The 24,262-nt window shown below is 74.1% G+C and carries 20 protein-coding genes and 1 tRNA gene; 14 read left to right on the forward strand and 7 right to left on the reverse strand.

Annotation, left to right across the window (positions count from 1 at the left end):
- Nucleotides 1-4 precede the first annotated feature (4 nt).
- The 8 genes from ABZ990_RS25970 (at nucleotide 5) to ABZ990_RS26005 (ending at nucleotide 9,053) form a co-directional block, all read left to right on the forward strand.
- Nucleotides 5-799, forward strand: coding sequence for an aspartate/glutamate racemase family protein (locus tag ABZ990_RS25970; protein ID WP_361236218.1), 795 nt, complete (start codon nucleotides 5-7; stop codon nucleotides 797-799).
- Between the two features lie 118 nt (nucleotides 800-917).
- The gene (locus tag ABZ990_RS25975; protein ID WP_361236221.1) at nucleotides 918-1,484 is read left to right on the forward strand and encodes a hypothetical protein; all 567 of its coding nucleotides are present in this window, start codon (nucleotides 918-920) and stop codon (nucleotides 1,482-1,484) included.
- A 176-nt stretch (nucleotides 1,485-1,660) separates the two neighbouring features.
- Nucleotides 1,661-3,295 carry an apolipoprotein N-acyltransferase gene (gene lnt, locus ABZ990_RS25980; protein ID WP_361236224.1) on the forward strand — a complete coding sequence of 545 codons (1,635 nt, stop codon included), beginning with the start codon at nucleotides 1,661-1,663 and terminating at the stop codon, nucleotides 3,293-3,295.
- Between the two features lie 77 nt (nucleotides 3,296-3,372).
- Nucleotides 3,373-4,269 carry a UbiA family prenyltransferase gene (locus tag ABZ990_RS25985; RefSeq protein WP_361236227.1) on the forward strand — a complete coding sequence of 299 codons (897 nt, stop codon included), beginning with the start codon at nucleotides 3,373-3,375 and terminating at the stop codon, nucleotides 4,267-4,269.
- A gap of 71 nt (nucleotides 4,270-4,340) precedes the next feature.
- The gene (locus tag ABZ990_RS25990; RefSeq protein WP_361236230.1) at nucleotides 4,341-4,823 is read left to right on the forward strand and encodes an NUDIX domain-containing protein; all 483 of its coding nucleotides are present in this window, start codon (nucleotides 4,341-4,343) and stop codon (nucleotides 4,821-4,823) included.
- A gap of 55 nt (nucleotides 4,824-4,878) precedes the next feature.
- Nucleotides 4,879-5,712, forward strand: a complete 834-nt coding sequence (locus ABZ990_RS25995) for a 3-hydroxybutyrate dehydrogenase (protein ID WP_361236233.1) — start codon at nucleotides 4,879-4,881, stop codon at nucleotides 5,710-5,712.
- A 129-nt stretch (nucleotides 5,713-5,841) separates the two neighbouring features.
- Nucleotides 5,842-7,740: a GAF domain-containing protein gene (locus ABZ990_RS26000; RefSeq protein WP_361236236.1), complete on the forward strand. Its 1,899-nt coding sequence runs from the start codon at nucleotides 5,842-5,844 to the stop codon at nucleotides 7,738-7,740.
- Between the two features lie 104 nt (nucleotides 7,741-7,844).
- Nucleotides 7,845-9,053 carry a CaiB/BaiF CoA-transferase family protein gene (locus ABZ990_RS26005; RefSeq protein WP_361236238.1) on the forward strand — a complete coding sequence of 403 codons (1,209 nt, stop codon included), beginning with the start codon at nucleotides 7,845-7,847 and terminating at the stop codon, nucleotides 9,051-9,053.
- Nucleotides 9,054-9,126: 73 nt separating this feature from the next.
- Here ABZ990_RS26005 and ABZ990_RS26010 read toward each other — a convergent pair whose 3' ends face one another.
- The 6 genes from ABZ990_RS26010 to ABZ990_RS26035 all read right to left on the reverse strand — a co-directional run bounded on the left by ABZ990_RS26010 (nucleotide 9,127) and on the right by ABZ990_RS26035 (nucleotide 14,859).
- Nucleotides 9,127-10,068, reverse strand: coding sequence for a hypothetical protein (locus tag ABZ990_RS26010; RefSeq protein WP_361236241.1), 942 nt, complete (start codon nucleotides 10,066-10,068; stop codon nucleotides 9,127-9,129).
- A 212-nt stretch (nucleotides 10,069-10,280) separates the two neighbouring features.
- Nucleotides 10,281-11,444 (reverse strand): AI-2E family transporter, encoded by a 1,164-nt coding sequence (locus ABZ990_RS26015; protein WP_361236244.1) that lies wholly within the window; start codon nucleotides 11,442-11,444, stop codon nucleotides 10,281-10,283.
- Between the two features lie 173 nt (nucleotides 11,445-11,617).
- Nucleotides 11,618-12,589: a serine/threonine dehydratase gene (locus tag ABZ990_RS26020; protein ID WP_361236247.1), complete on the reverse strand. Its 972-nt coding sequence runs from the start codon at nucleotides 12,587-12,589 to the stop codon at nucleotides 11,618-11,620.
- 97 nt (nucleotides 12,590-12,686) lie between these two features.
- Nucleotides 12,687-13,055 (reverse strand): BlaI/MecI/CopY family transcriptional regulator, encoded by a 369-nt coding sequence (locus ABZ990_RS26025; RefSeq protein WP_361236250.1) that lies wholly within the window; start codon nucleotides 13,053-13,055, stop codon nucleotides 12,687-12,689.
- A 520-nt stretch (nucleotides 13,056-13,575) separates the two neighbouring features.
- Complete coding sequence (locus tag ABZ990_RS26030; RefSeq protein WP_361236253.1) at nucleotides 13,576-14,004, reverse strand: NUDIX domain-containing protein; 429 nt, start codon at nucleotides 14,002-14,004, stop codon at nucleotides 13,576-13,578.
- 69 nt (nucleotides 14,005-14,073) lie between these two features.
- A complete protein-coding gene (locus tag ABZ990_RS26035; protein WP_361236256.1) occupies nucleotides 14,074-14,859 on the reverse strand; it encodes a hypothetical protein in 786 nt (261 codons plus the stop codon).
- Between the two features lie 250 nt (nucleotides 14,860-15,109).
- Here ABZ990_RS26035 and ABZ990_RS26040 point away from each other — a divergent pair, with 250 nt between their 5' ends.
- Complete coding sequence (locus ABZ990_RS26040) at nucleotides 15,110-15,559, forward strand: nuclear transport factor 2 family protein (protein WP_361236259.1); 450 nt, start codon at nucleotides 15,110-15,112, stop codon at nucleotides 15,557-15,559.
- Between the two features lie 108 nt (nucleotides 15,560-15,667).
- Here ABZ990_RS26040 and ABZ990_RS26045 read toward each other — a convergent pair whose 3' ends face one another.
- The gene (locus tag ABZ990_RS26045) at nucleotides 15,668-16,072 is read right to left on the reverse strand and encodes a hypothetical protein (protein WP_361236262.1); all 405 of its coding nucleotides are present in this window, start codon (nucleotides 16,070-16,072) and stop codon (nucleotides 15,668-15,670) included.
- Nucleotides 16,073-16,252: 180 nt separating this feature from the next.
- On the opposite strand from ABZ990_RS26045, the gene ABZ990_RS26050 reads away from it, so the two are divergent.
- The 5 genes from ABZ990_RS26050 (at nucleotide 16,253) to ABZ990_RS26070 (ending at nucleotide 24,187) form a co-directional block, all read left to right on the forward strand.
- Nucleotides 16,253-16,337: transfer RNA gene (locus ABZ990_RS26050), tRNA-Leu, on the forward strand.
- Between the two features lie 267 nt (nucleotides 16,338-16,604).
- Nucleotides 16,605-17,570: a hypothetical protein gene (locus ABZ990_RS26055; RefSeq protein WP_361236265.1), complete on the forward strand. Its 966-nt coding sequence runs from the start codon at nucleotides 16,605-16,607 to the stop codon at nucleotides 17,568-17,570.
- A 446-nt stretch (nucleotides 17,571-18,016) separates the two neighbouring features.
- Nucleotides 18,017-19,909, forward strand: coding sequence for an HSP90 family protein (locus tag ABZ990_RS26060; protein ID WP_361236268.1), 1,893 nt, complete (start codon nucleotides 18,017-18,019; stop codon nucleotides 19,907-19,909).
- Complete coding sequence (locus ABZ990_RS26065; protein ID WP_361236271.1) at nucleotides 19,910-23,053, forward strand: hypothetical protein; 3,144 nt, start codon at nucleotides 19,910-19,912, stop codon at nucleotides 23,051-23,053.
- Between the two features lie 285 nt (nucleotides 23,054-23,338).
- Nucleotides 23,339-24,187 (forward strand): M48 family metallopeptidase, encoded by an 849-nt coding sequence (locus ABZ990_RS26070; protein WP_361236274.1) that lies wholly within the window; start codon nucleotides 23,339-23,341, stop codon nucleotides 24,185-24,187.
- Nucleotides 24,188-24,262 lie beyond the last annotated feature (75 nt).

Raw genomic sequence — 24,262 nt, forward strand, 5'->3', positions numbered from 1 at the left:
CGGGGTGAAGATCGCACTGATGGACTCCGGAATCGGCCTGCTCCCCGCCGCGGCGGAGGTCCGCCGCCTGCGGCCCGACGCGGATCTTGTGATCTCCTCCGACCCCGACGGCATGCCCTGGGGGCCGCGCACTCCCGAGGACCTCACCGAGCGGGCGCTCGCCGTCGCCCGGGCCGCCGCCGCCCACGCGCCGGACGCCCTGATCGTCGGCTGCAACACCGCCACCGTGCACGCCCTGCCGGCCCTCCGCGCCGCGCTGGAGCCCGGCATCCCGGTGATCGGCACCGTGCCCGCCATCAAGCCCACGGCCGTCGGCGGCGGCAAGGTCGCCATCTGGGCCACCCCCGCCACCACCGGCAGCGCCTACCAGCGCGGGCTGATCCGTGACTTTGCCGGGGCCGCCGAGGTCACCGAGGTGCCCTGCCCCGGTCTCGCCGACGCCGTCGAGCACGGCGACGAGGACGCGGTACGCCGTACCGTTGCCGCCGCGGCCGCGCTCACGCCCCCGGACGTACGTGCCGTCGTCCTCGGCTGCACCCACTACGAACTGGTCGCCGGTCACATCCGGACGGCCCTCGACCGCCCCGGCCGCCCGCCCGTCGTACTGCGCGGCTCGGCCGGCGCCGTCGCCGCCCAGGCGCTGCGCCGGATCGGCGCCCAGGCCGCCCCCGAGGCGGCCCCCACCGGCACGCTGACCGTGCTCCTGAGCGGCCGCACCGGCGAACTGCCGCGCGCCGCGCTCGGTTACGCCGAGGGCCGCGCCCTGGCGGCGGGGACGCCGGTCGCGCACGGAGCCTGACCCTTCCCCGCATGCCTACGCGGCGGAGAGCGCGCTTCCGCAGCGGGTGTCGGCACGGAGCGTGCTCCCGCGCATGCGCTGAGGAGCCGTATCGCCGGAACGTGCGTAGGCTGACGATATGAGCGATATCTTCCCTCGGCCCGGCCCCGAGGGGCCCGCACCCCCGGTGTGGACCGGCCGCGCGACCAACCGGATGCAGTGGCTGCCGGCCGTCGGCGGTCTCGCCTGTCTGGCGCTCGGCATCCGGCTCGCCGTCGTCTCGTCCTGGGCCTCCGGGATCGCGCCCCTCCTCATGGCTGTCGTCGGCTGTGTCGCGGTCGGAATCCTGGTGCTCTTCGGGACGCTCGCCTTCGTGCACGTGGCCGTCCGGGTCGACGACCACGCCATGGAGGTCCGCTGCGGCCACATCGGCGTCCCGCGCCGCCGCATCCCCCTCTCCCATGTCGTCGGCGCCGACTTCGCGCCCTCCGTGACCCCGCGCCAGTGGGGCGGCTGGGGATATCGCTGGCGGCCCGAGAAGGGCACCGCCGTCGTCGTCCGCCGGGGCGAAGGGCTGGTGCTGCGGCTGGGCGACGGCCGTACGTTCACCGTCACCGTCGACGATGCCGAGACCGGCGTCCACGCCATCCGAGGCCTCCTGCACCCCACCGCGCCACCGGCCCCGACGGGCCCCGCGAGCGTCTGAGCCCGTCTGCGGGACCGCCGGAACCCCGGCCGAGTCCCGGGCCGCACCTGGGTCGTGCCCCGAGCCATGCTCTGCGCCGCACCCGGGCCGTGCCCCCGGCCGTACTCGGGGCGTGCCCGCGGTCGTGCCCCGCTCGTACTCGGGGCGGGCGCGCCCGGCGCCGTAGACTCCGGCGGGTGAGCACCACGATCGCCCCGGCCGACGCGCCCGGGTCCCCCGCCCCCGCCGCTCCCGCCGGCCGGGGCCGCGCCCTGGCGCGGCGGCTCGTCCGTCCCGCCGCCGCCGTGCTGTCCGGGCTGCTGCTCTACCTCAGCTTCCCGCCCCGGCCGCTGTGGTGGCTGGCCGTCCCCGCGTTCGCCCTGCTGGGCTGGACCCTGCGCGGCCGGCGGCTCCGGGCGGGCTTCGGGCTCGGCTACCTGGCCGGGCTCGGTTTCCTCATGCCGCTGCTCGTCTGGACCGGCGCGGTGGTCGGGATGTTTCCCTGGGTGGCGCTGACGGGCGTCGAGGCGCTGTTCATGGCGGCGGCCGGGCTCGGGATCACCGCCGTCTCGCGGCTGCCCGGCCGGCCGGTGTTCGCCGCCGGTCTGTGGATCGCCGGCGAGGCGGCACGCGCGCGCGTGCCCTTCGGCGGCTTCCCCTGGGGCAAGGTCGCCTTCGGGCAGGCGGACGGGATCTTCCTGCCGCTCGCGGCGGTCGGCGGCACCCCGGTGCTCGGCTTCGCCGTCGCGCTGTGCGGCTTCGGTCTGTACGAGGTGGTGCGCCAGGTCCTGGCCCGCCGCGCCGCCGCCGGTGTGCGGGAGGGCGTCCCGGCCCCGGGGCGCGGCCCGCTGCTCGCCGCCGCGCTCGCCGTCCTCGTGCCCGTCACCGGCGCCCTCGCCGCCCGGCCCCTGGTGTCCGACGCCGCCGAGGACGGCACCGCGACCGTCGCCGCCGTCCAGGGCAACGTGCCCCGCCTCGGCCTCGACTTCAACGCCCAGCGCCGCGCGGTCCTCGACAACCACGTCAAGCGCACCGAGGAACTGGCCGCCCGGGTGAAGGCCGGCCGCGAGCCCCAGCCGGACTTCGTGCTGTGGCCCGAGAACTCCTCCGACATCGACCCGTACGCCAACGACGACGCGTACCAGGAGATCAGCGACGCCGTCCGGGCGGTGAACGCGCCGACCGTCGTCGGCTCCGTCCTCGTCCCGCCCACCGGCAAGCTGCGCAACACCCTCATCCAGTGGGAGCCGAACCGGGGCCCGGTCGCCGAGTACGACAAGCGGCATGTGCAGCCCTTCGGCGAGTACATCCCGATGCGGTCGTTCGTACGGATCTTCAACAAGGAGGTCGACCGGGTCAACCGCGACTTCGGGCCCGGCGACAAGGTCGGCGTCTTCGATCTGGCCGGGACCAGGGTCGGGCTCGCCACCTGCTACGAGGCGGCCTTCGACTGGGCGGTGCGGGACACCGTCACGCATGGCGCCCAGATGATCACCGTCCCCAGCAACAACGCCACCTTCGGCCGCAGCGAGATGACCTACCAGCAGCTCGCGATGTCCCGGGTCCGCGCCGTGGAGCACAGCCGCAGCGTGGTCGTCCCGGTCACCAGCGGGGTCAGCGCGGTCATCCGGCCCGACGGGAAGATCGTCGCGCGGACGGAACTGTTCACCCCGGACGTACTCGTCGAGAAGGTGCCGCTGCGCTCCTCGCAGACGCCGGCGACCCGCTTCGGCATCCTGCCCGAGGCGCTGCTCGTCGGCCTCGGGGCGGCCGGTCTCGGCTGGTCGGTGTTCCGGGCGGTCCGGGTCCGGCGGAGCCGTAACGCCGCCTGAGAGGAGAGGGGCGGGGGAGCGTGCGCGGCCGCGCGCCCCTGGGAGGGGGAGCACTACCCTGAGACCGTGAGGTCCGCATGAGAACCGCGGGGGCTCGCGCGCCCGGGGTTTCATGGAGCCCGTGGCACGAGGCGCGTGTCACCTGGCTGTTCCTCTACCGGGATCTGTCCGCCTCGGTGATTCCGGCCGCTCTGTTCACCCTTTCGGCGGGTCGCTATTTCGATTCCTCCGCCGGGCATCTGCTGACCGCGTTCGGGCAGGTGTTCGTCTGGCTCGTGCTGTACCTGTACACGTTCTGCCTCGCCAACCAGCTCACCGGCATCGAGGAGGACCGGCTCCTCAAGCCCGACCGGCCCCTGCCGCGTGGTCTGGTCACCCCGCGCGGCGTCCGGGCGCGGTGGGCGGTCGCGATGCCGGTCTTCACCCTTCTCGGCTGGTGGCTGGGCGTTCTGCCGTACACGCTGCTGTGGCAGGCGGCGACCGTCCTGCACAACTTCTGCGGGTGGGGCGCGTGGGGCTTCAGCAAGAACCTCGTCATGATGCTGGGCGTGGTCGCCCAGCTCGGCGCCGCCTGGACGCTCGTGGGGCCGGTCGACGCCACCGCGTGGCGCTGGATCCTCGTCCTCACGGTCCTGTTCGTCGGGCCCGCCGTACACATCCAGGATCTGCGCGACCTCGACGGGGACCGGCGGACCGGGCGCCGGACGCTGCCCCTCCTCTTCGGCGAGGAGGCGACCCGCCGCTATCTCTCGGTGTTCCTGTTCCTCGTTCCCGCCGTGCTCTGGCTCACGCTGTACGCGCCGCTTCCCTCCGGACCCCGCGTGGCGGTGTGCGGCCTCGCCGTCACCGCCGCCTGCTGGACCATCGCCTGGCGGGTGCGCCACCGGCGCGGGCGGCGGGCGGACCACACGACGTACATGGGCTACACGTACATCTACTGCCTGATCCTGGCGAGCGGCATGCTCGTCTTCTGACGGGCGGGACCCCCTTTCGCGCACCCGGGTGCCCGGCCGGGCGGTTCCGGGCGTGATCTAGGGTTCGGGGAATGGGCACCCCTGACTTCATCCGCGACATCCGCGCCTCCGCCGGTCACCAGCTGCTGTTCCTGCCGGGCGTCTCCGCCGTCGTCTTCGACGACGCCGGCCGCGTCCTGCTCGGCCGCCGCGCGGACAACGGGATGTGGGCCGTGATCGGGGGCATCGTCGAGCCCGGCGAACAGCCCGCCGCCTGCGCGGTGCGCGAGGTGTACGAGGAGACCGGGGTGACGTGCGAGGTCGAGCGGATCGTCCTCGTCCAGACTCTGCGCAAGCCCGTCGTCTACCCCAACGGCGACCAGTGCCAGTTCATGGACGTCTCCTTCCGCTGCCGGGCCACCGGCGGCGAGGCCCGGGTCAACGACGACGAGTCGATCGAGGTCGGCTGGTTCGCCCTGGACGAGCTTCCCGAGATGAAGCGTTTCTCGTACTTCCGTATCGAACGGGCCCTGGCCGACGAACCCACATGGTTCGACACCACGCCCCTGGGCTGAACTGTGTGTTCGGCACACATCGGTCGGGGTGGGGCCGCTTCATAGGGTGCGGAACATGAGCGCCCCCATCAGCACAGGATCCGCACCGGACCCGGCCTCCGCGCCCCGGCCCGCCCCCGGGTCCGTCCCCCTCGACTTCGCCGGGCGCACCGCGCTCGTCACGGGCGCGGCCGGCGGCATCGGCCGCGCCTGCGCGTTGCGGCTCGCCGCAGCGGGGGCCCTGGTCAGAGCCGTGGACCGGGCCGCCGGCGGACTGGCGGAGCTGGCCGAGGCCGCCCACGGGCTGCCCGGCCGGGTCGAGCCGTGCCTGCTCGACCTCACCGATCTCGACGCCGCCGAGGCGGTCGGCGCCGGTGCCGACATCCTGGTGAACAACGCCGGACTCCAGCTCGTCCGCCCCCTGGAGGAGTTTCCGCCGGACGTCTTCCACACCGTTCTCACCGTGATGCTGGAGGCCCCGTTCCGGCTCATCCGCGGCGCGCTGCCCGGGATGTACGAGCGGGGCTGGGGCCGTATCGTCAACATCTCCTCCGTCCATGGGCTGCGGGCCTCCCCCTACAAGTCCGCCTATGTGGCCGCCAAACACGGTCTGGAGGGCCTGTCGAAGACGGCGGCGCTCGAAGGCGCTCCGCATGGGGTCACCTCCAACTGCGTCAACCCCGGATATGTGCGCACCCCACTCGTCGAGCGGCAGATCGCCGACCAGGCCGCCGCGCACGGCATCCCCGCCGAACGGGTCCTGACCGAGGTCCTGCTGAAGGACTCGGCCCTCAAGCGGCTGATCGAACCCGACGAGGTCGCCGACGCGGTGCTCTATCTGTGCGGTCCGCGGGCCTCGTTCGTCACGGGTACGTCCCTCGTCCTCGACGGCGGCTGGACCGCGCACTGACGGCCGGCGCGAGCCGGGTCGGTACGGGGCCGGGGCGGTACGGGGGCCGTCCGGCCGTGGCCCGCTTTGTCCACAGGGAGTTGTCCACAGGGCTGGTGCGATCCCCCGTACGCCAGGTATCCCTGGACCATGACCCACGAACAGGCCTCCTACCTGGAGCTCCTCGCCCGCGGTGCCGCCACCGAGGCGTACGACCACCCCGCGCTGCTCGCCCGTGCGAGCGGCGCGGGGTCCGGGGAGCTGGCCGAGCTGGAGCAGGCCAAGCAGCTCGCGCTGCGGGTCCGCGCCGAGCTGGAGGGCCGGCGCCGCCGCGAGGCCGAACTGTCGGCGCTCTTCGAGACCGCCAACGATCTCGCGGGCCTGCGCGACCTCGACGACGTGCTGCGCGCCATCGTGCAGCGGGCCCGCTCCCTGCTCGGCACCGAGGTCGCCTACCTCAGCCTCAACGACCCGGCCCACGGCGACACCTACATGCGCGTCACCGAGGGCTCCGTCTCCGCCCGGTTCCAGCAACTGCGCCTCGGCATGGGAGAAGGACTCGGCGGACTCGTCGCCCAGACGGCCCGTCCCTACGTCACCGACGACTACTTCCAGGACGCCCGCTTCCAGCACACCCGCACCATCGACACCGCCGTCGGAGACGAGGGCCTGGTCGCCATCCTCGGGGTGCCGCTGACCCTCGGCAGCCAGGTGATCGGGGTGCTCTTCGCCGCCGACCGGCGCGCCCGGGTCTTCGAACGGGGCCAGGTCGCGCTGCTCGGCTCCTTCGCCGCCCACGCCGCCATCGCCATCGACACCGCCAACCTGCTCGCCGAGACCCGCTCCGCGCTCGCCGAACTGGAACGCGCCAACGACATCATCCGCGAGCACAACGGCGTCATCGAACGCGCCTCCGAGGTCCACGACCGGCTCACCGAACTCGTCCTGCGCGGCGGGGGAGTCGCCGACGTGACCGCCGCCGTCTCCGAAGTCCTCGGCGGCACCGTCGAGTTCGCCGAGGAGCGCGCCAGACCCGCCGGGATCTCCGCCGGCCACGCCACCCGGGACGGCGACGACTGGGTCGCCGCCGTCTCGGCCGGCGGCGAGACCTTCGGCGCCCTCGTCCTGCGCGAACGGCCCGATCTCGACCCCGTCGACCTGCGCACGCTGGAGCGGGCCGCCCTCGTCACCTCTCTGCTGCTGCTCGCCCGCCGCACCGCCGGAGAGGCCGAACAGCGGGTGCGCGGCGAACTCCTCGACGACCTCCTCGACGCCCCGGACCGCGACCCCCGGCTGCTGCGCGAGCGCGCCGCCCGGCTGCGGACCGACACCGACGCCCCGCACGTCGTGCTGGCAGCCCGGGTCGACCGAGCCGACCGGGGCGACGCCGCGAGCGATCCGGACTCCGCCGGCCGGGAGGGCGCGGACCGCCGGCGGCTGCGCTCCGCCGCTTCCCATCTGGCCGCCACCCGCCAGGGCCTCGCCTCCGCCCGCGACGGCGGCACGGTCCTGCTGCTGCCGCTCCGCCCCGGCGAGAACGCCGCCGACCTCGCCCGGCAGACCGCGAAACACCTCGGCGGAGCCCTGCGGGACTCCGTCACCGTCGGCGCGTCCGCCCCCGTCACCGCACCCCTCGCCCATCCCGAACGGGTCGCCCCCGCCTACGCCGAGGCCCGCCGGTGCCTCGACGCGCTGCGCCTGCTGCGCCGGTCCGGCGAAGGCGCCGCCGCCGAGGACCTGGGCTTCCTTGGCCTGCTCCTCGCCGACACCCGGGACATCGAGGGCTTCGTCGACCGCACCATCGGGCAGGTCGTCGCCTACGACCGGCGGCGCGGTACGGACCTCGTCCGCACCATGGACGCCTACTTCGCGAGCGGGATGAGCCCGGCCCGTACCAAGGACGACCTGCACGTCCATGTGAACACGGTGGCCCAGCGCGTCGAGCGGATCGGCCGGCTGCTCGGATCCGACTGGCAGTCGCCGGCCCGCGCGCTGGAGATCCAGCTGGCGCTCCGGCTGCACGCCCTGTCCTCCGCCGTCATACGCTGACCCGCTCTCGGCCCCGGCCCTGGCTCTGGCCCTGGCCCCGGCCGTCCCGGTCTGTCCGACATCCGATGTCCGTATGCCCGTACGCCACTCCTGGAGACCGCCCGATGACCCCGCCTCCTCCCGCACCGTACGCGCTGCCGCTCGCCGGGATCACCGTCGTCAGCCTCGAACAGGCCGTGGCCGCCCCCTTCGCCACCCGCCAGCTCGCCGACCTCGGCGCCCGCGTGATCAAGGTGGAACGACCGGGCGGCGGCGACTTCGCCCGCCGCTACGACACCACCGTGCACGGCGAGTCCAGCTATTTCGTGTGGCTGAACCGCTCCAAGGAGTCGGTCACCCTCGATGTGAAGACCGAGGCCGGGCGTGCCGTCCTGGAACAACTCCTCGGCCGAGCCGACGTGTTCGTGCAGAACCTGGCCCCCGGAGCCGCCGAGCGTCTCGGCTGCGGACCGAAGGCGCTGGCCGAGCGGTTCCCCCGGCTGATCACGGCCGGGCTCTCCGGCTACGGCACCAGCGGCCCGTGGGCCGACCGCAAGGCGTACGACCTGCTCGTCCAGTGCCAGACCGGTCTGGTCTCGCTCACCGGGAACGAACACGGCACCGCGCGCGCCGGGGTGTCGGTCGCCGACATCGCCGCCGGCATGTACCTCCACAGCGGCATCCTCACCGCGCTGTTCACCCGCGCCACGACCGGAGTCGCCCGCGCCGTCGAGGTCTCCCTCTTCGAGGCGCTGGCCGAGTGGATGCACCAGCCCGCCTACTACACCCGCTACGGAGGCACGCAGCCCCCGCGCGTCGGCACCCGGCACGCGACCATCGCCCCCTACGGGGCGTTCACCGCCGCCGACGGAAAGGAGGTGCTGTTCTCCGTCCAGAACGAGCGGGAGTGGACCGCCCTGTGCGAGCGCTTCCTGGAACGCCCGGAGCTGGCCGGCGACCCCCGGTTCGCCACCGGCGCGGACCGGGTCGCCCACCGGGACGCGCTCGACGCCCTGATCGCCGAACGCTTCGCCGGGCTCGACGGCGCCGAGGCCGGCCGGCTGCTCGACGAGGCCGGTGTCGCCCACGCCGGCGTCAACGACATGGAGGGTTTCCTGGCGCACCCCGTCCTCGACGCCCGCGCGCGCTGGCGCGACGTCCCGATACCCGGCGGCGCCCTGGTACCGGCGCTGCTGCCGCCCGCCGACCTGTCCGGGTTCACCCCGCGAATGGCCGCCGTCCCGGCGGCCGGCGAGCACACCGACGCCGTCCTGGCCGAACTGGGCCACGGTCCCGACGCCATCGCCGCGCTGCGCGCCGACGGCGTCGTATGACCGGGGTGGGGGAGCCGGGAGAACCGGGAGGGCCGGGGGAGCCTGAGCGCCTTGGCGGGCAGTGGCCCCGGTGTCAGTCGCGCAGGTGACGGGACGCCATCGCGTGGAAGACCTTCTTCGGCTCCCAGTGGGCCTCGTCGTGCACCCGGACCACCCCGTAGGAGCCGAGATCGGCCTCCCCGGGCCTGCTGTAGCCGGCGAAGGTGAACCAGAGCGCGGTGTCGACCCCCTCCTCCTCGAAGACGTCGAGCAGTTCGTTCAGATGGCGGACCTGCTCGTCCTCGTCGCGCACGGCGCCGTCCGGCACCTGGTAGGCCGCACCGCCGCGTTCGGCCGCGCCCCGGTAGGCGCAGGTGCCGTACTCGGTCACCGCGACGGGTTTGCCGTGCGCGAGGTGCGCCCGTATCTCCGAGCGGAAGGTGTCGGCGTTGTGGGCCGAGCGGTAGGTGTCGACGCCGACGAGGTCGAACGGAGTCCAGTCGACGGACTCCCAGGGCGCCGCGGCATAGGTGACGCGTCCGCCGAAGTGGGCCCGCACCGTCGCGACGACCCGTGCGAGGAGGGAATCGAGACGCTCTCGCACCGGTCCGAGACCCCTCCACCACTCCAGGTCGGCCGAGGCCATCGTCCGCAGCCGGTCGCCGTAGGTGTCGCCCGGCAGGAAACCGCGGCAGAAGGCGCTCATCTCGCAGCCCGCGACGAAGACCACCTCGGCCCCGCTCCGGCGCACGGTCTCGGCCCGGCGGGCGCACTCGGCGAAGAACGGCAGCAGATCGTCCTCGGGAAGATCGACCGGGAAGGGGGCGAACCACACTTCGAGTCCGGCCTCCGCCGCGCAGCGGGCGGCGATGCTCAGCCGCTCCGGCTCGCGACCGGAGACGCGTACCGCGTCGCAGTGCAGTTCACGGGCGATCACCGCCATGTCGTGCCGTACTGCCCGAGGGGTGAAGGCCGTACGGGAGAGTTCCCGGCCGGGCAGGAACCCGGTGTCGTAGTTGATGCCCCGTGCGCGCATGCCACTGCTCCTTCGGATGAGGGACGCCGTGCTCCGGCCCGAAGTCTCGCCGACGCGCCGGGCTCCGTCCACGAGCCCAGGTCGGCGGGGGTGCACCACCGGCCACTTCGGTATGTGTAGCCGTGGCCGTGGCCGTGGCCGTGGCCGTAGCCGTAGCCGTAGCCGTAGCCGAGCCCGGTCCCCCTCGGCGTCCGGGGAGCCCTGGCGTACCGTCACACGGGCGGCGGGCCCCCGGGAGGTCCGTCCCCGAGCGGTCCGTTCCCGGGCCCGAGGTCGCCGTTACCCGTTTCCCCGGTCGCTTCCGGACCTTCCTCGCTGTCCGCCGGGGCCTTCCGTGCCGCGCGCAGCGCCGTATGGACCGACCACACCACCGACACCAGCGGCACCGCCACCACCGCCCCCACCACACCGGCCGCGATCGCCCCCGCCACCACCGAGATCGCCACCACCAGCGGATGCAGCCGGACCGCCCAGCCCATCACCAGCGGATGCAGCAGATGCCCCTCGATCTGCCCGATGACCACGATCAGGGCGATCACCACCCCCGCCACCAGCGGCCCGCGCGACGCCAGCGCGACCACGGCGGCGATCGCGAGCGCGATCGGCGAGCCGATGAGCGGGACGAACGCGGCGACGAACTCCAGCAGCGCCAGCGGCAGCGCGAGTGGTACCCGCAGCAGCCACAGCGCGATCCCGACCAGCACCGCGTTCGTCGCGGACACCAGCACGATCCCGTGCGTGTACCCGGTGAACGTCCGCCACGCCGCCTGCCCGCCGATCTCCACCCGCCCCCGCACGGACGGCGGCAACTGCTCCCGGAACCAGCCCCAGTGACGATCACCCGAATGGATGAAGAACACCGAGCAGAACACCGCGAGCGCCAGCGTGGTGAGCACCAGGACCAGTTGCCCCGCCCCGCTCAGCGCCTGGTTCAGCAGGGTCGAGCGGTGACTGGTGAGGTAGTTCCCGGCCTGGGACTCCAGATCCGCGAGGGCCCGGGGGTTCATCCGGAACGGGGGCCGTTGCAGCCAGTCCTCGATCCGCGCCACACCGGTCCGCAACTCTCGTACCAGCGTGACGCTCTCACCCGCCACCGCCTCGCCGACGAGTACGAGCACCCCGAGGACCAGCGCGATGCTGCCGACGAGTGTGAGCGCCACCGCGAGCGGACGCGGCATCACCCTGGCCACGAGACCGGCGACCGGCCGCAGCAGAGCGGTGATCACCAGGCTCAGGAACACCGCCACCCCGATCTCGTGGAAGCGCCCGAGCACGACGAACAGCGCGTACACGAGCCCGCCCACGACCAGCACCCGCCACGCGTACGCGGCGGCCGTGCGCAGGAGCGGGGCGACCGCCGGACGAGTGGGCTGCATGGCCATCGACGTACCACCCGGGCGCGCCCGCACCACGCCCGCGCCGCGACATTCGCCCGACCGGGGACACCCGGCGTCCCGGCGGCCGTACGGGTGGTGCGAGCGGACGGCGCGGGCGGGGTGGTGCGGGTACGGGGTGCGGATCGGGATGGGACGGGGCGGCCGGCGGGCGGTCAGCCCGCCAGGTCGGACGGATCCGTGTTGGCGCCGCAGAGCACCACGCACACCCGCTCGCCGGGCGTGGCGTACGCCTTCGCGCCGGGCGCGGCGAGGGCCGCGTACGCCGTGGCCGCGGCGTGTTCGACCACCACGCGATGGGTGTCCCACAGCTCCCGGCGGGCCCGGACGATCGCCGAGTCGGGGACCAGTACCGAGTGCGTCCCCTCCTCGCGGGCCGCCCGTACGGCCGCGACCGAGGCCCGGCGGGCGCCCAGCGAGTCGGCGGCGACCGAGTCGACCGGTACGTCCACCGGACCGCCGGCCTCCAGGGCGGCGTTCAGCGCCCGGCAGTTCTCCGGCTCGACCGCCACCGTCCGTACGCCGTGGTGCCGGGCGGCCGTCGCGACCCCCGCGAACAGACCGCCGCCGCCCACCGACACCACCACCGTGCCGAGCCCCGGCACCGCCCGCCGGATCTCTTCCAGGAGGGTGCCCGCGCCGGCGGCGATGAGCGGATGGTCGTACGCGTGCGAGGCCAGCGCCCCGCTCCCGGCCGCGAACTCCTCGCAGGCCGCCAGCGCCTCCGCGTACTCGGATCCGACGAGCCGGACGTCCGCCCCGTACCCGCGCAGCCGGTCGACCTTCACCTTCGGAGCGGTCGCCGGCAGGAACACCGTCGCCCGCACGCCCTGTTCGCGCGCGGCCCACGCGCACGCGAGGCCCGCGTTGCCGCCCGACGCGATCGTCACCCCGGCCTCCGGCAGCGTTCCGGCCTCCTGGTGGGCGCGGAGGAAGTTGCGTGCGCCGCGCGCCTTGAACGACCCGGTGTACTGGAGGAATTCCAGGGCCAGGAACACCTCCGGGCCGCCCTCACGCGCTGCGGGCACGACGGTCACGGGGCGGACCAGACCGCCGATGCGCCCGGCGGCGCGCTCCACCTCGTCGTACGTCAGGGTCGCGGTCCGGGATTCGGTCGGTGTCGGCACGGTGCTGCTCCTTGGCGGTCGGGTGGGGGGTGCGGGTGGGGTGCGCGGGGCGACGGGACTGGGCGACGTGGCGGGGCGGTGTGAAGGGGACGGGCGGTCACTCCGCGGGCCGGGGACCCACCGTGCGCAACGCCTGGCCGAGCGCCGCGCGCTCGGCTTCGTCCAGACACTCCACGAAACGCAGCAGCGCGGCCGGACGGTCCTCGCTCGCGTCCAGGCCGTCCTCCATGAGGGCCGCCGCGTAGGTCTCGCGGGTGGCCGCCGCCCGGTACAGCCACACCCGTCCGTCCCGGGCCCGGGTCAGATAGCCCTTGTGGAAGAGGATCGTGGTCACGGTGGTCACGGTGGTGTACGCGACGTCCCGGTGCCGGTTGATGTCGTCGACGGTCTCGCGCACCGTGGCCGGGCGGTTCCAGCGCCAGTAGCGGTCCATGATCTCCGCCTCGAGTTCCCCCAGCCGACGCATGGCCCCGTGTCCTTCCCGCGATGTGCGGATACCCGTCGTTCTTCGCGGGGGTCATAGTAGACGCGCGGGTCACGGGGCGGGGCGGGCCCGCGGGGCCCTCGGCCCTTGGGCGGACCTTGGCGCGAACGCGCCAGCGCGTGGACGCGCCGCCATGATCCTCTGGACCCGGTCCGCCCGGGCGGGCCAGGATCGTCGCATGACGCACTCCCTCGGGCACGGGGAGCCGCGTCCGCGGTACGGACCAGGTGATGTCCTGCGGAGGAGCCGGTGCGGCGGCCACCCCCTGGGTCGTCGCGCCGAAGGTTCGCCCGGTCCGTACCGCCGCCGTATCGCTCGCCGTATGTGTCGTACCGCCGTGCAGTGCCGTGCCACCGCGCCGCCGACCTCGTTCGCCGCCGACCTCGTTCGCCGCCGACCTCGTTCGGCGGTGGCCCGGTGGCCCGGTGGCCCGGTGGCCCGGTGGCCCGGTGGCCCGGTGGCCCGGTGGCCCGGTGGCGTGGCGGATCAGGGGATCAAGGGATCAGCGGATCAGGCGCAGCGCGTCCGCGGCGGCGGGCGAGAGCTCGCTCTCGCGCAGTTCCGCCAGAGGCACCCAGCGGGCCGCCTCCGTCGAGCCGTCCGTCTCCGTGACCCGGGGTGTGCCGGGGCCGAGGACGACGGCGTAGAAGAGGGCGACGAGATGCCAGTGCGTACCGCCGCGCACGGTGGTGTACGCCCGGGTGTCCAGCAGCCGGGCCCCCGTCAGGGCGAGTCCCGTCTCCTCGCGCAGTTCGCGTTCGAGCGCTTCCACCGGCTGTTCGCCGTGGTCGATCCCGCCGCCCGGCAGATGCCACAGGCCCGGCGCGAAGACCGGGGAGCGGTCCGACAGACGGGCCAGGAGCAGCCGTTCGTCGTCCAGGGCTATCGCGTACGCCGAGACGCGCGAGCGGGGGAGGGGTGTGCCGTCCATCGTGCTCCTGACGTGGGGTGACGTGGGGCGGGGTGAGGTGGGGTGGGGCGGGATCCGGGGGACGGGGGCTCAGGCCGCGGACTCCCAGGCGGTGGTGAGGCCGTCCAGCCAGGCGGGCGGCAGTTCGGCCGCGTCCCATTCCTCCCGCAGCGGCGCGGGCGCCGCGACGAGACGTTCCAGGACGGCGATGCTGGTGGGGGAGTGGAGCAGCGAGTAGCGGCCGTGGATCGCGATGGGACTGCCGGGCCCGTACTCGGCGTACATCCGCAGCACCCGGGCCCGGTGCTCCGAGGCGAACGCGGTGAGCCGGCCCGCGTATCCGGCCCTGCGGCGGGCGGTCATCGTGCCGAGGACGGCGGTGAGGACTTGCTCGGACACCTCGGGGTCGAGTTCGGAGTCGGTGGTGAAGGAGAGATAGAGCGGCAGCACGGCCACCTTCGCCCGCTCGACCTCCATACGGGTGACGGGCGACCGGGGGCCGGGTGTGGTGGCCCCCGGCTCGGCGCCGACGGTGTCGCGCAGGGTGCGTTCGGCGAGGGCCGCGAGTCCGCCGGTGATCGTTTCGGCGCCGGCGAGCCAGCCGGACACGAACGGCTCGGCCTTCCCTTCGGGGAGACCGGAAAGACCGGGGACCCCGGGCAAACCGGCGGTGCCCTGGCCGGCCCGCGCGAGTGTGCCCAGCTCGTCGTGGGCCACGGCGAGCGCGCCCGCCTCGACGAGGCCGATCAGATGTTCCGCGTCGCCGGCGTGGACCCCGGCCCGGGCGAGCAGCTGGACGAGAGTCCGCTTCGCGTTGAGGACGTCGGCCGCGTGCAGACGCTGCCCGGCCTCCTCCACTTCCTCCGTCGAGTTCATGGGCTCCTCCTTCTCGCATGGGGCGCCGCCCGCCGCGAGCCTATGCCGCGCGGGCCCGTGTGAGGCGACGGGGCACACGGCAGGCACTCGTCCGGGCGCCCGCCGGACCCCGGGCGGACCGATCCGGGCCCGCTCCGACCGTCTTCGGACTCTCCCTGGACACCCGCTCGGCCGCCCCCTAGCGTGGGCGCGCCTCCTCACCGTAGAGGCAGTCGGTTCTTGATCGAGACGGAGTGGGACGGATCCGGACATGCACCCCTTCCGCGCGGCCGCCGAGGCCCGTGACATCGACGCCATCGAGACGCTCCTCGCCGACGAGGTCGTCTTCACCAGCCCCGTCGCCTTCAAGCCGTATCCGGGCAAGGCGATCACCCTCGCGATCCTGCGCGCGGTGATGCGGGTCTTCGAGGACTTCACGTACGTCCGCGAGATCGCCGACGCCGGTGGCCGCGACCATGCCCTCGTCTTCACCGCGAAGGTCGGCGGACGCGCCGTCCAGGGCTGCGACTTCCTCCACTTCGACGAGGACGGCAGGATCGACGACCTGACCGTCATGGTCCGCCCGCTCTCCGCCGCGCAGGCCCTCGCCGAGGCGATGGGCGCCCAGTTCGAGCGGATCGCGCGGGAGGCACAGCAGACGATGGAGGCGCAGGAGGCGCAGGAGGCGCAGGCTGTCGCCGAGGCGGAGGCCCGGGGCTGATCCCGGTCCGGCGTACGGCGCGGGGCCGGGCCGGACTCCGCGTACGGCTCGGATCCTGACCCCGGGCCCGTGACCCGGCCCCGGCCCTGGCCCGTGCGCCGGATGCCGTCACCGGCCCCGGTGGCTCTGGCCCGGCACCCATGGCACGGCCACCACCTGGACGTCGTCCTCGTAGACGATCCGCCCCGGATCCGCCGACTCGACGCGCACACACGGCACCTCGTGTGCCGCCAGCAACGCGATATAGCCCGGCACCCGTTCGAGCAGATGCCGGGCCGTGCCCTTGAACCAGGCGACGGCGCCCGGGTTCAGTGCGGGGTCGTAGACCCGGGGGTCGGTGGCCGACGGATCGGGATACGCGGCGTCGTACCAGTCGTTGGACTCCCGCCAGAACCGGTACTCCGCCGGGCTCAGCCGGCCGTCCCTGGCCAGCCCGTTGGCCAGGGCGAACACTCCCGGGAAGTGCCCTCGCGGATGGCGCGTCGTCCCCTGGAACCGCACGAAGCACGTCATGACGGCAGTATCCCGGGCCTCGCGCGCCGGGTCGACGCCCTGGCACCGTCTTCGTCACCCGGGCGGGCGGCAGGGCGAGTGGCCGGAGTGGCCGGGCAGGTGGGTCACGAGGGGGCGAAACTGCTGGTAGATTAGTTCTTGTCGCCGCGAGGAACACACCGAACGGCCGACAAACACCTAGTCCGGGTGGCGGAATGGCAGACGCGCTAGCTTGAGGTGCTAGTGCCCTTTATCGGGCGTGGGGGTTCAAGTCCCCCCTCGGACACAGCAGTTGGTTCGGCGGTGGGGTGATCGGATGAGAATCCGGTCACCCCACCGCCGTTTCGCGTTCCCGCGCCCGCCCCTGCCGGTGTCGTGCCACCCCGGTCCGGGGCACCGGCCGGCGCCGGCCGGCGGTGGCCCCCGCCGGGGTCGAACCGGCCGCCGCGGAGATACTGGTGTGCGGGTGTCAGTGGCGCGTGATAGTCACTACTCCACCGGGTGAGGCGGTCGTCGACTCCCACCCGACACGTACGAAACAAGGGGTGGGGACATGGCGTTGCTCCGTGACTGGGGGCGCACGCTGGCGAAGCGGGCCGGGCGGCCCGTCGCACAGGTACAGAAGGGGTCCGGTCATCCCGACGTGGCGCGGGCCCGGACGGCCGCCGAGGCGGGCGACTGGGAGACGCTGCGGGCGCTGTTCGAGGCGCGGCCCGAGGGCGAGGCATGGCGGGAGCTGCTGTGGGCGGCCGCCGGGTCCGCCGGGGTGGAGACCTGGATTCCGGGCGTGGCCGAGGCCGCGCCGGATGCCGCGCTGCCGCGGCTCGTGGCCGGGATCCGGTATGTCGACTGGGGCTGGGAGGCCCGCACCGGGGCACGCGCCTCGCAGGTGTCCCGCGAGCAGTTCCAGGTGTTCCACGAGCGGCTGCGGACGGCCGAGAAGTGGCTGTACGAGGCGGCCGAACTCGAGCCGGGCTGGGCCTCGCCCTGGTACGTGCTCCAGACCAGCGGCCGTGGTCTCCAGGTCGGCCAGGAGATCGCCCGCCGCCGGTTCGAGGCGACCGTACGCCGTGATCCGCGGCACGTCGGCGCGCACGAGCAGCACCTCCAGCAGGTCTGCGCGAAGTGGAGCGGTTCCCACGAGGAGATGCATGCCTTCGCGCGCGCGTCGGTGTTCGGCGCGCCCGCCGGCACCGCGCTCGGCCATCTCGTGGCCATCGCCCACCTCGAACAGTGGCTGGACCTCGAATCGGGTCCGGACGGGGAGTACATCACCTCGCCCGAGGTCGTGGCATCGCTGAACGAGGCCGCCGACCACTCGTACCGCCACCCGGACTACGTCCGCGAGGACGGGTGGCTGGAGCTGTACAACGCCTTCGCCATGGCCTTCGCGCTCTCGGGGGAGAAGACCACCGCGCGCGAGTGCTTCGACGCCATCGAGGGCCGGGTCAGCGAGTTCCCCTGGCAGTACATCGACCACATCGACCCGGCGGCCGCCTTCCGCAAGTGGGCCCGCTGACCCGCTTGGGCATCCGATCGGGCATCCGGCCGGGCAGCCGCTCGGCGGCCGGTCGCGAACGGACCGGACCGCTCCCCGGGCGGGACGTCCCGTCCCCGGCCGGCGCGGTCGTTCGCCCGTGTAAGCGAGTCCCGGGTCTTGCGGGCTTCCCGGGCCTCCCCGGCATGCGATCAGGACCGGTCGGCGCCGCGCGCGGGGTGACTCCCGCGCCGTAGCGGCCGATGGGACGTGACGTCACGCCGTATCCCGTACGTGCGAGTCGTCCGCCCCCGGTCGGCCCCGGTCCGTCCGTCCGCCCGCTCGTCCGTCCGCTCGACGCTCGCCGGTTCCGCCGTCGTCCCCTGCCGACCTCCCTGTCCTCTCCCTGACTTCTCGCCTTCTCGCCTTCTCTCCGTCTTCTTCCGCCCCGGCCACCGCGCGGGGCGCGCACCGAAGGACCTCACCAGGTGTCCCCATCCCAGACGTCCCACACCTTCCAGGTCGACCTGCGCGGCCTGGTCGACCTGCTCTCCCACCACCTCTACTCCAGCCCCCGCGTCTACCTGCGCGAACTGCTCCAGAACGCCGTCGACGCCATCACCGCCCGCCAGGCGCTCGACCCCGGCGCGCCCGGCGCCATCACCGTGCGCACCGGCGACACCCTCACCGTCACGGACACCGGTGTCGGCCTGACCGAGGCCGACGTCCACCGCTTCCTCGCCACCATCGGGCGCAGCTCCAAGCGGACCGCCGACGGTGCCTTCGACGGCGCCGGACTCGACGCCGCGCGCGGCGAGTTCATCGGACAGTTCGGCATCGGCCTGCTCGCCTGCTTTGTCGTCGCCGACGAGATCACGGTCCTCAGCCGGTCCGCCGCCGACCCGGCCGCGCCCGCCGTCGAGTGGCGCGGCCACTCCGACGGCCGCTACACCCTGCGGACCCTGCCCGCCTCCGCCGTCCCCGAGCCCGGCACCACCGTGCGGCTGACCCCGCGCGCGGACAACGCCGAATGGACCACCCCCGAGCGGGTCGTGGAGCTCGCCCGGCACTACGGCGGACTGCTCCGGCACGAGGTCACCGTCGTCACCGCGCGCGGCGAGTCCCACCGCGTCAACGAGGCGCCGCCGTGGGAGCGGGACCACCGTTCCCCGCTCGCCCGCCGCGAGGCGCTCACCACGTACTGCCGCACCCTCTTCGACTTCACCCCGCTCGACACCATCGAGCTGGACCTCCCGGCGGCCGGGCTGCGCGGTGTCGCGTACGTCCTGCCCACCGCCGTCAGCCCCGCCCAGCGCGCCGGCCACCGGGTCCACCTCAAGGGCATGCTGCTGACCGACCAGGCGCCCGAACTCCTTCCGGACTGGGCGTTCTTCGTGCGCTGCGTGGTCGACACGACCAGCCTGCGGCCCACCGCCTCCCGGGAGTCGCTGTACGAGGACGGCACGCTGTCCGCCGTACGCGATGCCCTCGGCGACCGGATCCGCGACTGGCTCACCGGCCTCGCCGCCAGTGACCCGGCGCTGCTGCACCGCTTCATCGACACCCACCACCTCGCGGTCAAGGCGCTCGCCCGCTACGACGACGAGCTGCTGCGGATCGTGCTGCCGTGGCTGCCGTTCGAGACCACCGACGGCAACGTCACCCTGGAGGAGTTCGCCCGCACCCACCCGGCGCTCCTGGTGACCCGCAGCGTCGAGGAGTTCCGGCAGGTCGCGCCGATCGCCTCGGCCGCCGGTCTCGGCGTCGTCAACGGCGGCTACACCTACGACCACGACCTGGTCCACCGGCTGCCCGAGGTCCGCCCCGGCACGTCGGTCACCGATCTAGACCCGGCCACCGTCACCGCCCACCTCGACGCCGTCGACCCCACCGCCGAACTGCGCGCCGCGGCCTTCCTGACCGTCGCCCGCGAGACCGTCGGCCTGCACGACTGCGATGTCGTCCTGCGCGACTTCCAGCCCGTCACCGCGCCCGCGCTGCTCCTCGACAACCGCGAGGCGCGCCACGAGCGGACCCGGTCCGGCCTCGCCGCCGACAGCGACGGACTGTGGGCCGACATCCTCGGCTCCCTGCGCCAGGAGACCCCGCGCGCCCAGCTCGTCCTGAACCACCTCAACCCGCTGGTCCGCCAGGCCGTCACGATTACCGAGCGCGGCCTCGCCGTCACCACCGCCGAGGCCCTGTACGGGCAGGCGCTGCTGCTCAGCCGCCGGCCGCTCAAGGCGAGCGAGAGCGCCCTGCTCAACCGCGCCTTCATCGGCCTGCTCACCCACGCCATGCACCACCCCGGCACCACCGCCCCGGGGTCCACCACCCCCGGCGACGACGCTCCCGGCACCGAGCCCCGGAAGGACTTCTAGATGCTCGACACCCCCGAGGCCGTGTTCGAAGCCCTGCGCGAGAACCACGAGCGCCCGCACGGCCTGCAGCGCACCGTCACCGCCGAGGAACTCGCCGAGGCGGCCGAGCCCTTCGACAAGCCCGACATCCTCGTCACCGCCCTGCTGGAACTGATGTCGGCGTACGAGTTCACCGGCGAACACCGCAAGGCGCCCGTCGTCTTCGCCCGGCTCCTCAAGCTCTGGGACACCGTGCCCGAGTCCTTCAGCGAGTGGGAGGCCCGCCAGGTCTTCTGGCGCTTCAAGTGGGTGACCACCTCCCTGCTCCAGGTGCCCGACGTGCCGCTGGCCACCCTCCACGGCTGGACCGACCGGATGCGCGAGCGGTACGAGGCCGCCGGTCACGGCGTCCAGCCGGTCGCCGCCATGCGCTACCACATCGCCACCCACACGGGCATCGGTGTCGACGACGCCTACGACCTGTGGGCCACCCGGCCCCGCACCGAGCTGAGCGACTGCGAGGCGTGCGAGACCCGGGCGCGGGCCTCGCACCTCGTACGGGCCGGTGACGACGAGGCGGCCCTCGCCACCTGGGGCCCGGTCTTCGACCGCAGCCAGAGCTGCTCCGAGGAACCCCAGACCAGTCAGGCCCGCGCCCTGCTGCCGCTGCTGCGCACCGGCCGGCTCGACGAGGCCCGCTCGTTCCATCTCACCGGCTACCGCCAGGTCCGCGGCAACACCGGCATGCAGGCCGAGGTCGGCCTGCACCTGGAGTTCTGCGCGCTGTCCCGCAACGAGGGCCGGGGCCTGGAGATCCTCGCCGAGAACCGCCCGCTGTTCGCCGCCGACGGCGCCCCGTTCGCCCGTCTGCACTTCCTCACCGGTGTCGAGGTGCTGCTGGCCCGGCTCGCCGAGGACGGCCACGGCGACACTCCGGTCGCCGGACCGGCCGGCCGGGAATGGACCGCCGGGACGCTTCTGGCCCATGTCCGGGCCGAGGCGGACCGGCTCGCCACCGCCTTCGACCGGCGCAACGGCACCGGCGCCGTCGGCGAGGCCCGCACGGCACGCCTCGCCCGGCGCCCGCTGCTCGACGAGCCGCTGCCGCTCGGGCTGCGCGCCTTCGCGACCCGTCCCGCCGGGACGGCGTCGTCGTCCGGCCCCGTGCTCGCACCCGCACCGGCCCTCGCCACCGTGACCGCGATCCCCGACGACTTCGTGGCCCTCGTCCACGAGGCGCGCAGGCTCGAACTCGACGGAAACCCCGGCGCGGAACGGCTCTGGACCCGGATCGGCGAGCGCCTCGCCGACGGCACCGCCCCCGAGCCCGTGCCGTACGACGGTGAACTCGGCCCCGAGGAGCGGCTGCGCGCCGAACTCGCCGATCACGAGGCCACCCAGCAGGCGAAGACGGACCGGCACACCGAGGGCGTGGCCTGGCTGGCCCGCGCCGCCGGGCTGTACGAGCAGGCCGGTATGCCCTGGCACGCGCTGGCCGCCCGGGCCCGCGCCCTGGCGTGGCGCGCCGAGGTCGAGCCCGGAGGCGAGTCCGCCGCCGAGGCCGATTCCGCGTCCGGCGTCGAGCCCGGGGACGCGGCCGGCACCGGGTCGGAGTCCGATTCCGGGGCCGAGTCCGGTGTCGAGTCGCCCACGGGTGCCGCTCCGGCGGCGCAGAGCGTGGCCGAGACCGCCGGCGCAGCCCTCGACGCGCTTGTGTCCGAGGCCGAACAGCTCCTCACCAAGGCCCCGTTCACGGGCGAGAGCCCCGGTGCGGGAGAGGCCCTGTACGGCGCCGACCTGGGCAAGGCCCGCGCCGTCGAATACCTCACCCTCCTCAACTCCCGTACTTTCTCCCTCCTTCAGGGGACACTGGCCGAGGCGCACAAGCGAGGGGGCGAGCCCTCGAAGGAGGCGCTCGCGCGGGTGGAGGAGAGCGCCCGTACGCTGCGGGCCGAGGCCGAGCGGCTCTCCCTGCCGCACCAGGCCGCCAACTCCCGCGCGTACATCGCCGACATGGCCGGCAGCCTCGGCGACCTGGAGCGCGCCGAGACCGAACTGCGCGCCGCCCTCGTGGACGTGGCCGCCTCCGGCCGGCCGTGGCGCGGTTCGCGCGTACGTGCCCTACTCGCCCGGCTGTTGATGGCCAAGGAGCAGCCGGCCGAGGCCGTGGAGCTGCTGCACCAGGCGATCGCCGACGCCGTCCGCTACGACGACAGTGCCTTCCCGCTGGCTCCCACGTACGCGCTGCTCGGTCACGCCGCCTCACACATGGGCGACTTCGGCGGCGCGGTACGTCATCTCTCCGAGGCCGCGGCCCGGTTCGACCAGGCCGGGTCGTTCGAGGACGCCACCGACTCCCGGCTCCAGCTCGCCGACGTACTGGCGCGCTCCGGCCAACAGGCCGACGCCGTCGCCGTCCTGGAGTCCGTGCTGGCCGGCACCGGCGACGAGACGGCGCCCGCGCTCGACGAGCGGCTGCTCGCCCAGGCTCGGCTGACGCTCGCGCGCGGGCTGCGGGACCTGGAGGAGTACCTGCCGGCGGCCGAGGAGTTCCTGCGTGTGGCCGACACCGTCGCCGGCTGGCAGGAGGACCGCCACATCCACACCATGGTCGCCGCGGACGCCGCCGTCGCGCTGGCGATGGCCGACCGCCCGGAGGCGGCGGACACCGCGTACGCCCGCGCCCTCGCCGCCCACGAGGAGGCGCCCAACTGGCCGCGGATCGCGGAGATGACGCGCGAGTTCGCCCGGCTCGCGATGACGGCCGGGGCGGACGACGCCCTCGACACCGCGCTCGCGCACCTGGCCCGGGCGGACGCCGTGCTGGCCGCCGTACCGGAGGACACCACGGACTTCGCGCACTGGTACGAGACGGGATCCGTCCACTACCGCCGCGCCCGCGTCCTCGCCAGTGCCGAACGCTTCCCCGAGGCCCTGGCCGAGGCGGAGGCGGCCATCGCCGCGCACGAACGCGGCGGCAAGGAAGGCGAGTTCCCGCGCGCCGAGGCCATTCGCATCGCGGCCCTGATCGAGGGCAACGGGCTGGAGCGCCCGACCGACGCGATCACCCGGCTGACCGAGGCGATCGCGCGCTGCCGCGCGGCCGGGATGGAGGAGGCGGCGGGCATCCTGGACGCGCTGCGCCAGGACTATCTGGACCGCTGAGACCGGGCCGGGCGGGCGCTGACGCCCCTCCGGCGCGGGCGTCGGCCGTGAACATCGAGAAATCGAGAAGGCGGGAACATGACGGAGGCGTACGCGCCGGCCGGTCGGCGAAGTCCGGAGGCCGCCGGCGCGGAGCCGGCGGCCGGCCCGGAGTAAGAGGCGGGAACCCAGCCGGTGCCCCCACCGGATGGGGGCCCGGCGGAAGACACCGGCCCGCAGGCCGGCGTAGGTGAGAAGCAGGCCGGCGTAGGCGAGACGCGGGACTGCCCCGCGTGCGGCGCCGGGATGCCGGTCGACCCGCGGTTCGTGGTGTGGTGCGCGGCCTGCGGCTGGAACGCGGACCCCGAAGCCGGGGTGCGGCGGCAGGACACGGGACTGTTCGAGCGGGTGCGGTCCGGGATGGCCCGGCGCCACGGCGAGCAGTTGTACGCGGAGCTGGCGCGGGCCGAGCCGGGCGCGGGCCGCCCGGCCGGCGGCGCGCGCGTGCTCGCGTCGCTCCTCGCGCTGCTGGTGCACGGGGTCACCGTGGCGCTGGCCGCGGCGGGGCTGTGGCTGTGGCTGCTGACCGCACGGTGGGGCGAGGGTCTGCAGCCCGTCATCGGCGTACTGCTCCTGGGACTGGCGGTCCTCCTGCGGCCCCGCTTCGGCAGCACCGCCCGGCTGCGGAAGAGCGAGACGGTGCTCGAACGGTCCGACGCCCCGCACCTCTTCGCCCTGCTCGACGAGGTCGCGGCGGCCGTCGGCACGCGCGGCGTCGACATCGTCGTGGTCGAGGCGGACGCGAACGCCGGTGTGCGGACCCACGGGCTGCGGCAGCGGCGGGTGCTGTGGCTCGGCATGAGCCTGTGGGCCGTGCTGAGCCCACAGGAGCGGGTCGCCCTGCTGGGTCACGAGTTCGGCCACTACGCCCACGGCGACACCCGCCACTCGCTGCTCGTGGGCAGCGCGCTGCGGACACTTGGCGAGTGGCGGTACGTGCTCACCGGGTTTCCCACGACCAGCCTTCTGGAGCAGGCCGCCGGCCTGCTGACCCTGCTGCCCCGTTGGGGTGTGCAGGGCCTGATCCTGCTGCTCGACCAGGCGACCCTGCGTTCCTCCCGGCGGTCCGAGTACCAGGGCGTGTTTCGAAAGTAGCTCCGTCCGCCCGGAGGGCGGGGCCTGCGGCGTCTGGTGCACTGCGCTCGCTTCGCTCGCTCCGTCTCGGCGCTT

Origin of the sequence: Streptomyces sp. NPDC046203 (genome assembly GCF_040646255.1) — a bacterium.
Classification (GTDB): Bacteria; Actinomycetota; Actinomycetes; order Streptomycetales; family Streptomycetaceae; genus Streptomyces.

Bases quoted from the DNA above. Each gene is read 5' to 3' on its own strand.
- ABZ990_RS25975 (WP_361236221.1), top strand. From the start codon at position 918: ATGAGCGATATCTTCCCTCGGCCCGGCCCCGAGGGGCCCGCACCCCCG.
- ABZ990_RS25985 (WP_361236227.1), top strand. From the start codon at position 3,373: ATGAGAACCGCGGGGGCTCGCGCGCCCGGGGTTTCATGGAGCCCGTGG.
- ABZ990_RS25990 (WP_361236230.1), top strand. From the start codon at position 4,341: ATGGGCACCCCTGACTTCATCCGCGACATCCGCGCCTCCGCCGGTCAC.
- ABZ990_RS25995 (WP_361236233.1), top strand. From the start codon at position 4,879: ATGAGCGCCCCCATCAGCACAGGATCCGCACCGGACCCGGCCTCCGCG.
- ABZ990_RS26000 (WP_361236236.1), top strand. From the start codon at position 5,842: ATGACCCACGAACAGGCCTCCTACCTGGAGCTCCTCGCCCGCGGTGCC.
- ABZ990_RS26005 (WP_361236238.1), top strand. From the start codon at position 7,845: ATGACCCCGCCTCCTCCCGCACCGTACGCGCTGCCGCTCGCCGGGATC.
- ABZ990_RS26010 (WP_361236241.1), bottom strand. From the start codon at position 10,068: ATGCGCGCACGGGGCATCAACTACGACACCGGGTTCCTGCCCGGCCGG.
- ABZ990_RS26015 (WP_361236244.1), bottom strand. From the start codon at position 11,444: ATGCAGCCCACTCGTCCGGCGGTCGCCCCGCTCCTGCGCACGGCCGCC.
- ABZ990_RS26025 (WP_361236250.1), bottom strand. From the start codon at position 13,055: ATGCGTCGGCTGGGGGAACTCGAGGCGGAGATCATGGACCGCTACTGG.
- ABZ990_RS26030 (WP_361236253.1), bottom strand. From the start codon at position 14,004: ATGGACGGCACACCCCTCCCCCGCTCGCGCGTCTCGGCGTACGCGATA.
- ABZ990_RS26035 (WP_361236256.1), bottom strand. From the start codon at position 14,859: ATGAACTCGACGGAGGAAGTGGAGGAGGCCGGGCAGCGTCTGCACGCG.
- ABZ990_RS26040 (WP_361236259.1), top strand. From the start codon at position 15,110: ATGCACCCCTTCCGCGCGGCCGCCGAGGCCCGTGACATCGACGCCATC.
- ABZ990_RS26045 (WP_361236262.1), bottom strand. From the start codon at position 16,072: ATGACGTGCTTCGTGCGGTTCCAGGGGACGACGCGCCATCCGCGAGGG.
- ABZ990_RS26055 (WP_361236265.1), top strand. From the start codon at position 16,605: ATGGCGTTGCTCCGTGACTGGGGGCGCACGCTGGCGAAGCGGGCCGGG.
- ABZ990_RS26065 (WP_361236271.1), top strand. From the start codon at position 19,910: ATGCTCGACACCCCCGAGGCCGTGTTCGAAGCCCTGCGCGAGAACCAC.
- ABZ990_RS26070 (WP_361236274.1), top strand. From the start codon at position 23,339: ATGCCGGTCGACCCGCGGTTCGTGGTGTGGTGCGCGGCCTGCGGCTGG.